Source organism: Streptococcus sp. 1F3, from assembly GCF_054968985.1.
Window position 1 is genome coordinate 1 of the sequence record NZ_JBUEQR010000048.1, and the last position, 8347, is coordinate 8347.

The 8347-nt window shown below is 40.7% G+C and carries 10 protein-coding genes and 1 other annotated feature; of the genes, 2 read left to right on the forward strand and 8 right to left on the reverse strand.

The window, feature by feature from the left end; genetic code table 11:
* Positions 1-217: 217 nt before the first annotated feature.
* Positions 218-892 (reverse strand): type I 3-dehydroquinate dehydratase, encoded by a 675-nt coding sequence (aroD, locus tag ACVPON_RS04660; protein ID WP_462876657.1) that lies wholly within the window; start codon positions 890-892, stop codon positions 218-220.
* A complete protein-coding gene (locus tag ACVPON_RS04665) occupies positions 889-2052 on the reverse strand; it encodes a class I SAM-dependent rRNA methyltransferase (protein ID WP_462876659.1) in 1164 nt (387 codons plus the stop codon). Before ACVPON_RS04665 ends, aroD begins: the two co-directional genes overlap by 4 nt.
* A gap of 126 nt (positions 2053-2178) precedes the next feature.
* On the opposite strand from ACVPON_RS04665, the gene ACVPON_RS04670 reads away from it, so the two are divergent.
* A complete protein-coding gene (locus tag ACVPON_RS04670) occupies positions 2179-4356 on the forward strand; it encodes an LTA synthase family protein (protein ID WP_462876661.1) in 2178 nt (725 codons plus the stop codon).
* Positions 4357-4898: 542 nt separating this feature from the next.
* On the opposite strand, the gene rplT is transcribed toward ACVPON_RS04670, so the two are convergent.
* The 5 genes from rplT to ACVPON_RS04695 form a co-directional block, all read right to left on the reverse strand.
* The gene (gene rplT, locus ACVPON_RS04675) at positions 4899-5258 is read right to left on the reverse strand and encodes a 50S ribosomal protein L20 (RefSeq protein WP_462876663.1); all 360 of its coding nucleotides are present in this window, start codon (positions 5256-5258) and stop codon (positions 4899-4901) included.
* A gap of 43 nt (positions 5259-5301) precedes the next feature.
* A complete protein-coding gene (gene rpmI, locus ACVPON_RS04680; protein WP_003025048.1) occupies positions 5302-5502 on the reverse strand; it encodes a 50S ribosomal protein L35 in 201 nt (66 codons plus the stop codon).
* Between the two features lie 26 nt (positions 5503-5528).
* Positions 5529-6059 carry a translation initiation factor IF-3 gene (gene infC / locus ACVPON_RS04685; protein ID WP_075098933.1) on the reverse strand — a complete coding sequence of 177 codons (531 nt, stop codon included), beginning with the start codon at positions 6057-6059 and terminating at the stop codon, positions 5529-5531.
* Between the two features lie 15 nt (positions 6060-6074).
* Positions 6075-6204, reverse strand: a sequence feature (ribosomal protein L20 leader region).
* A gap of 26 nt (positions 6205-6230) precedes the next feature.
* Entirely contained in the window at positions 6231-6908 is a 678-nt protein-coding gene (cmk, locus tag ACVPON_RS04690) for a (d)CMP kinase (RefSeq protein WP_462876666.1), read from the reverse strand.
* An 8-nt stretch (positions 6909-6916) separates the two neighbouring features.
* Entirely contained in the window at positions 6917-7423 is a 507-nt protein-coding gene (locus ACVPON_RS04695) for an SAG1386/EF1546 family surface-associated protein (RefSeq protein WP_462876668.1), read from the reverse strand.
* Between the two features lie 50 nt (positions 7424-7473).
* On the opposite strand from ACVPON_RS04695, the gene ACVPON_RS04700 reads away from it, so the two are divergent.
* A complete protein-coding gene (locus ACVPON_RS04700; protein ID WP_462876670.1) occupies positions 7474-7671 on the forward strand; it encodes a ferredoxin in 198 nt (65 codons plus the stop codon).
* Here ACVPON_RS04700 and ACVPON_RS04705 read toward each other — a convergent pair whose 3' ends face one another.
* Entirely contained in the window at positions 7672-8148 is a 477-nt protein-coding gene (locus ACVPON_RS04705) for an EbsA family protein (RefSeq protein WP_462876672.1), read from the reverse strand.
* Between the last annotated feature and the right edge of the window lie 199 nt (positions 8149-8347).

Consider the following 8347-nt stretch of genomic DNA (forward strand, 5'->3'; position numbering starts at 1 on the left):
ATTAGGTTTTAGAGATAGAAGATAAGGGGAGAGGAAGATGAAAATGAGCCATCCTTGCTTCAAAAAAAGTGCTTAATAAACAAAGTGATATAAGAAAACGTTCATGCGTTTGACGTGCCTCATTCCCTACGAATATTGATGACTGAAATCTCTTACACTAGATTTTTCTTCAGGGATAGTGTTAGAGTATTAGCCACACCTGCTGGAGCAATAGCTCCTACTCCTCCAATGCTGTCAAGATTTTTTGGACATTTCCTAGGGAGAGTTGTCCTGGTGCGCTCACCTCATCTAGACTGGCAAAGGTCCAACAAGAACCTGTCAATCCCCCTGCGACACGTGACAATTTCCCTAAAGCCCCCATAGACATGGTCGCATAGGACTGCTCTGCATTGAGCGTTTTAAATCCACGCGTATAATTCATAACATCCAAAACATCTTGCTCGGTCTCTGCCATCACCGCCATCTTGACTACAGCAGGAGATAGGCTAGTTAATTCCGACATGATTTCCATATAATTTTCCGGCGTCTTTTCAAAGTTATGGTAGCTTAAAACGAGATTTGGAAACTCTAGCATTTGATCAAAGACTTCCTTATGCGAATAATATTCAAAATCGATAAACTCAGGCTGGTAGAGATGGGCAATTTCTTTCAGTAGATCAATATATTCTTCATTTGTTAAATCAATGTGTCCCCCTTCACACCTTGTTCTCAAGGTAAAGATTACTTCACGACCAACAAACTTTTCAAAAACAGCCGGCGCAACTGTTAAAATTTCCTCCTTGGGAAGAAAATCAGCTCGCCACTCGATTAAATCAACTCCTGCCAATCTGTCTAAATCAATATTGGCAACATCCTCGAGACTGCGAGGCATAACCGGTACTACTATTTTCATTTTTTTACCTGTATTGTAAAGACCTTGAGGTAATTACTACTTTCATCTTTTTTATTGGAGACAAAATCACTCGGAAGACGATAGGTCTCAAGATAGCGGTGCTTACAAGCACCGAATCCTTTTTCAATTTCTTTTTTGAATGCTTCGAGGGAGACATTTGAGGCATTGGTGGAAGCGATTATAATCCCCTCTGGGCTTAGAATATCGAGCGCTTGGGCAATGAGCCGATGGTAGTCTCTGGCTACTGAGAAGGTCTGCTTTTTATTGCGTGCAAAACTAGGCGGATCAAGAACGATGATGTCGTAGGAAAAACCCTTTCGTTTCGCATATTTAAAATAGTCAAAGACATCCATGACAAGGAAATGGTGATGGTCAATAGCAAGGTCATTTGCCCTAAAATGTGCCTCAGACAAGTCCCGCGATCGTTTCGCCAAGTCGACAGAGGTTGTCTGACTAGCTCCCCCCATAGCTGCAGCTACTGAAAAAGCTGCAGTATAAGAAAACATATTCAAGAGAGTTTTTCCAGCTGCAAGACCATCCACTAGAGCACCTCTGACCTCGTGCTGATCCAAAAAAATCCCTGTCATCAAGCCTGTATGTAAAAAAACTTGATAAGCAACACCATTTTCACGAACCAGAAATGTAGCTGGTGCCTCCTCACCGTAGAGATGGGCAGATTCATAGTCCACCCCTTTAAAACGAATCTTTTCATAGGCTCCTAGAATCTCTGGATAAGTAGCCTGAAAGGCAGCAACAACCATCTCCCTAATGGAATAGATATACTCATTATACCAGGAAAAGACCGCATAATCATTATAACGGTCAATGGTGATGCCACCAAAACCATCACCATCTTGATTGAACAAACGATAGGCAGTCGTCCTATCAGATGATTCAAAGCTACAACGTTTTGCTCTAGCCTTAGCAAATAGTTGTTGGAAAAAGGTCTGATTGATTAGAATTTTTTCTCTAGAAATCAACCAACCAATCCCCTTATTTTGGGTAGAAAGATAGGCTTGCCCTAAAAATCTTTCCTGCTGGTTCACCAGCTGAACCAGTGTATTTTTTAGTCCAAGTTGGGGAAAATCACGCGCTTCAAGCACATAGATCCCCTGCTTGATTTTTCGTTCTACAATGGGACTCACTATCAATTTTATCATACTCCGATTATAACAAATTTTACACTATATCTCAAAAAAACTTCTCTAATCAAGGAATATTTTAAAAATATGGTATAATGGACTAAGATTTTGTGAAGTGTACAATTACTAGAAAGGAAGCTTCTTGTGAACAAAAATCGTTACCTGTTATCAAAAACCTTACGTTCTAGAATTGGCTTTATCCTCATTCTGGTCATGCTCTACTGGATAAAGACACTATGGGCTTACCTCATTGACTTCAATTTAGATACCAAAGGTTTCTACCAGAATTTTATCCTGTTTATTAACCCGCTTCCTGTCGGCCTCCTTTTTATCGGTCTCGCCCTCTACATCAAATCGACCAAGTGGTTTTATCGAACTGCATGCTTCCTCTACTTTTTACTATTTTTATGGCTATTTTCCAATACGCTCTACTTTAGAGAATTTTCTGACTACATCTCCATTTCCACCATGATGGCTAGTTCGAGCGTCGCAGCTGGTTTGTTGCAAACGACTGTCAAGGCACTGAGAATCTGGGATTTGACCTATTTCCTAGATTTTCTTGGAATAGCCTACCTCTATTTCAAGAAAAAAATCCCTATTGATCCACAGCCCTTCAACAAGCGCTCTAGTTTTGCAGTCACAGCCCTTTCTGTTCTCCTTTTTTCCATCAATCTCTTCCTTGCAGAAATTGACCGTCCCGAGCTACTATCACGTGGCTTTTCCAATACTTATATCGTCCGAGCTCTAGGCCTCCCTTCTTTCCTAGGCTACAATGCCTACCAAACCTATAACGTTCATAAAGACCGCTCAGAAGCTTCAGCTGAAGACTTGGTTCCTGTCCAGCAATATGTCGAAGAACATTACGCCAAACCAAACGATGAATACTTTGGTATAGCAAAAGGTCGAAATGTCATCTATCTGCATTTGGAAAGTCTACAGCAGTTTATCATTGACTACAAACTAAATGTTGATGGACAGGACTACGAAGTCACACCGTTTCTAAATTCCCTCTATCACTCCAACTCTACCTTTGCTTTTTCCAACTTCTTTAATCAAGTAAAGGCTGGTAAAACATCTGATGCAGAGACCATGATTGAAACTTCCCTCTTCGGGCTCAATCAAGGATCGTTCATGGTACAGTATGGTGGTAGCAATACGCAGCAAGCGGCACCTCATATCCTCGCTCAAGAAGCAGGTTATACATCCGCCGTTTTTCACGGAAATGCTGCTGGTTTCTGGAATCGGAACAATACCTACAAACAGTGGGGCTACAATTATTTCTTTGATAAGTCCTATTTCACAGAGACTACTGCTGACAACTCCTTTGAATACGGCCTAAATGATAAGGTCATGCTAGCAGATTCAATCCAATACTTGGAACACCTACAACAACCTTTTTATACAAAATTTATTACTGTCTCCAATCACTATCCGTACACCACAAGCCTGACAGGAGATGAGCTGGGATTTCCACTAGCAAATACCAAGGACGAAACAATCAATGGCTACTTTGCTACTGCTAACTACTTGGATGCTTCCATCAAGGCTTTCTTCGATTATTTGAAAGCTACCGGCTTATATGAAACATCCATCATTGTCCTTTATGGAGACCACTACGGAATTTCTAACTCTCGTAACCCAAGCCTTGCCCCTCTCCTTGGTGCCAATCCTGAAACGTGGTCAGACTATGGCAATGCCATGCTCCAACGGGTTCCTTATATGATCGTTATCCCAGGAACAAACAAAGGGCACATCATTGATACCTTCGGTGGAGAAATTGATGCCCTACCTACCCTAGAGCATCTTCTAGGCCTTGACTCTAAAAAATACCTCCAAGTCGGGCAAGACCTCTTATCAAAAGAGAATCAGCAGATTGTCGCACTCCGTACCCCTGGCAATTTTATTACTCCAGAATATACTAGCTTTGCTGGCAAACTCTACAATACTACAACAGGAGAAGAAATTACCAATCCCGATGAGGATACCCTCAAAAAAGTGGAAGACATTCGCACACGTGTCAAACATCAACTAGCTGCTAGTGATGCCATTCAGACAGGCGATCTTCTGCGCTTCCTAGACAATGGTCTACCGACTGTAAATACCAAAGACTTCTCCTATATCCATTCTCTTGAGGCACAACTAGCCATTGAAGAGGAATTGGGAGACAAATCAACAAGCCTTTATAGTCAAAATAATCGTACCTCTACGGTTGACCTCTTTCAAGCACCGAGCTATCGCACCCTGCACGAAGCAATACAGAACTCAAGTACAGGAGAAAATACAACAACGACTAGCTCAACATCAAGTGAAAAAAACGAGTAAAGGATTATCCTTCTCCATATAGTAGAGTCATTCAATAGAGATTCAGGCTATTCTATCCTATTTTATACTTGTCAGGAAGCCTAGCTAATCCTAAAATAAAAGAGTAGGTAATTGTGACTTTGTAGTGACGATTGACCCTACTCCTTTTTCTTTCCATTAGTAGCTAATACTCTTTAAAAATCAAAAGGATACTTCCTCAACTTGCCTTGGTAAACGCTGGTTCTACCGTCGGCTTCGATTATAAGGAAATTAGCGGTGCTACTCTCATTTCCAACCTTTCACAATTCTTAATTGTGAAAGCTAGTCTACTTTTGATTTTTATTGCGTATAACTCTTGTCACATTATCCATTGTCATTTGCCTGGCGCTTGACTTCATCCCCTTGAACCAACTTTTGTAAATAGAATATGGAAAATCATTCTACTTAAAGAAGCCCGCAAGGTCCGCAACATTTTCACCTGCTCTAGATTAGCAAAGTATTCGTTATCCACTACAAGGGACAAAAGACCACAAAAAAAGGTAGAAGCTTCTACCTTTTCATTATTATTTTCCAAGTTTAGCTTTTGCTGCATCTGCAAGCGCTGTGAAAGCAGCTGCATCATGAACAGCAAGATCAGCCAACATCTTACGGTTTACTTCGATTTCAGCCAATTTCAAACCATGCATCAATTGTGAGTATGAAAGACCATTCATACGAGCAGCCGCATTGATACGAGTAATCCATAATTTACGGAAATCACGTTTCTTCTGACGGCGGTCACGATATGCATAGTAGTAAGAATTCATTACTTGTTCTTTTGCAGTACGGAACAAGATATGTTTTGCACCATAGTAACCTTTAGCTAATTTTAAAATACGTTTACGGCGTTTGCGTGATACAACGCCACCCTTAACACGTGCCATTTCATTTTCCTCCGAATAATTCTCTAATTTCTAATCGTTTGACTTATTTAAGTCCTGTAAGCATTGCTTTGATACGTTTGAAGTCACCTGAATGTACCATTGCTGCTTTACGAAGGTGACGACGTTGTTTTTTAGTCTTACCGTGGAAACGGTGTGAAGTATAAGCGCGGAAACGTTTCAATCCACCAGAACCTGTACGTTTGAAACGTTTAGCTGATGCGCGATGAGTTTTTTGTTTTGGCATTTTAATTCTCCTTTTGCATAATAAGCTTATTTTTTCTCTGAAGCTGGTGCAAGTTGCATGAACATTTGACGTCCATCCATCTTAGCTCTCTGCTCAATAATCGCAATGTCTTGCGTTGCTTCAGCAAATTCTGCCAAGACTTTGGCTCCAACTTCCTTATGGGTAATCATCCGTCCTTTAAAACGAATAGAAACCTTTACTTTATTTCCCTTTTCAAGGAATTTACGGGCATTGCGAAGTTTTGTATCGAAGTCTCCCTTATCAATAGTTGGGCTTAGACGCACTTCTTTGACCGTCACAACGCTTTGTTTCTTACGTTGCTCTTTTTGTTTTTTCTGGTACTCAAATTTGAACTTGCCGTAGTCCATAATTTTTGCAACAGGCGGTTTAGCTTGCGGTTGAATCAACACTAAATCAACGTTAGCACTATCAGCTATCGCTTGGGCTTCGTTGAGCGGTTTAATTCCTAACTGTTCACCCTCAAGACCGATAAGACGAACTTCACGCACACGGATTTCATCATTGATGAACAAATCTTGCTTTGCTATGGCTTTCACCTCATTTTATTTTTTTCGAGAAAAACAAAGTGGACTTGCTAACACAAGTCCACCACTACATCATTATCTTTCCGAAGAAAATTTAACACGTAGAGCCAGACAACGTTAGTCGCAAGGCGAGAAGCTCTCACTTCTGCTTTTCTCAATGTTACTAGTATAACAACACTTTCTCTACTTGTCAAGAATTTCTTTTACTTTTTCGGAAATAAATTCAACAACACCTTCAATTGACACACCCGTCGTATCAAAAGTAATCGCGTCCTCTGCCGCTTTCAGAGGAGAAACAGCTCGTGTACTATCTTTATGATCACGTAAGGCAATCTCTTCTTTCAAGCGCTCCAAATCAGCCGAAATTCCTTTTTCCTTATTTTCCTTAAAGCGTCGCAGAGCCCTTTCTTCAACTGATGCAATCAGAAAAATCTTCAACTCCGCATCAGGAAGCACCACAGTTCCAATATCACGCCCATCCATGACAATGCCCCCTTGCGTTGCAATCTTACGCTGTAAGTCAACTAATTTCTCACGAATCGGAGCAAGAGCGGACACCCAGGAAACATGATTCGTCACCTGATTCTCACGAATAGCATGGGTGATGTCAACATCACCAACAAAGACTAACTGTTCCCCCTTTTCATTGCGACCAAAACTAATCGGAAATTGATCCAAGAGGGCAATAATAGCCGCACTATCTTCTGGATCCACTTGATACTGCAAGGCTAAATAGGTTGCTGCCCGATACATAGCTCCTGTATCCAGATAGGTATAGTCAAATAGCTTCGCAACAATCCTTGCAACGGTACTTTTACCACTTGATGCTGGACCATCAATGGCGATTTGAATTGATTTCATACTTCCCCTTACTTAATTTTAACGAGGTCACCTGGATTTGCCCACCAAGTGCCACCAGGTCCTGTCATTTTATCTGGATTCAAACGCTCCAACTCTTCCGGAGAAATGCCCGCACGAGCTGCAATCATATCACGCCCCTCACCAGCCTGAACAGCGATGGTTTCGCCACTTACTGCTACTGAGGATTGGCTTGTCTCCTCTAGGCTACTGCTACTGGACTCACTTGTAAGCGTTGAAGATTCTGACGAGCTACTTGTGCTGACTGTAGAGTTATCTGCCTTGGTACTACTTACTGAAGTCTTTGTACTGCTAGTATTATAAAACTCTTGATTGGCATCTGTCTTACTACCTCCATGTGATAGGTAAACCATCACAACAGTAGTGATAATGACAATAAATAAGAACAATACTGCTAAGATACTCAACACCCGCATACCTGAACTACTTTTCGTTGAGCGGCTTCTTCTACTCTCTGTTGAGTGATAGATTTCCTCATTCCATGGTTCTTGTGACATGACTAATCTTTCTCCTTGTCTTTTTTATAAAATCTCATTACAATAATAATATGAACATTACACTTTATCCAGAAAAATGCATCGCCTGTGGCCTATGCCAGACCCTTTCAAACGTTTTTGATTACGATGACGATGGCATCGTCTTGTTCGCTGATGCTCCTCATCAAACGAGTAAGGAACTAGCTGATCGACAAGACATGCTTCTAGCTGCCAAATCTTGTCCTACAAAAGCTATTTCTGTCGACTAGTTAGTCTTTATTCGCATAATATTCTTCAAAATAATCCTGAGTGACCAGATGATCTGTCAAGACAATTTCCCCTTGAAAATGAGTATTGAGAGCTAAAGCATTGACAAAATACTTTTTAGGCCATTTACGAATATAGTACACTTTCCCTTCAGGCATATCTGCTGAAAAAATTTTCACGAATAGGTAGGTCACCTCTATTTTGGAAATCGTACCTATCCCTATCTTTTTCGAGGAAAAGGGATTCGCTGAAGAAATCCTTAGATACTCTTCTTCAATCACAAAATAACGATGCCAGCCTATCCCAAACATAATAATCACTAGTACAAATAGCTGAATAATCGTATCAGATATTCGCAATCGTTCCAATATGAGAGATAGGGCAAGAAAGGCAGGAGTAATTGTTAAGGACCAATAAATAATCGACCATGACAACTCTGGCTGCCAGTGATATCGAACCCGACCAAATATCTTAATCATTTCGCCCTCCTCCTACTATTTTAGCACAAAACTCATCGTTTGCCTATAAAAACACACAACTAGTTTCAAGAATGTAAAAAAACGGGCTCTTTGTCAACTGTAGTGGGTTGATGAAAAGCTAACACCTAGAGAGGACGAACTTGGTTCTCTCTTTCTTTACGTTTAAAGCAATCAAAATGCGTTTTTTAAAGTTTTCAAA

What these genes read in the sequence shown, in the direction of transcription:
- aroD (WP_462876657.1), bottom strand. Translation starts at nt 892, where the DNA reads ATGAAAATAGTAGTACCGGTTATGCCTCGCAGTCTCGAGGATGTTGCC.
- ACVPON_RS04665 (WP_462876659.1), bottom strand. Translation starts at nt 2,052, where the DNA reads ATGATAAAATTGATAGTGAGTCCCATTGTAGAACGAAAAATCAAGCAG.
- rplT (WP_462876663.1), bottom strand. Translation starts at nt 5,258, where the DNA reads ATGGCACGTGTTAAGGGTGGCGTTGTATCACGCAAACGCCGTAAACGT.
- rpmI (WP_003025048.1), bottom strand. Translation starts at nt 5,502, where the DNA reads ATGCCAAAACAAAAAACTCATCGCGCATCAGCTAAACGTTTCAAACGT.
- cmk (WP_462876666.1), bottom strand. Translation starts at nt 6,908, where the DNA reads ATGAAATCAATTCAAATCGCCATTGATGGTCCAGCATCAAGTGGTAAA.
- ACVPON_RS04695 (WP_462876668.1), bottom strand. Translation starts at nt 7,423, where the DNA reads ATGTCACAAGAACCATGGAATGAGGAAATCTATCACTCAACAGAGAGT.
- ACVPON_RS04700 (WP_462876670.1), top strand. Translation starts at nt 7,474, where the DNA reads ATGAACATTACACTTTATCCAGAAAAATGCATCGCCTGTGGCCTATGC.
- ACVPON_RS04705 (WP_462876672.1), bottom strand. Translation starts at nt 8,148, where the DNA reads ATGATTAAGATATTTGGTCGGGTTCGATATCACTGGCAGCCAGAGTTG.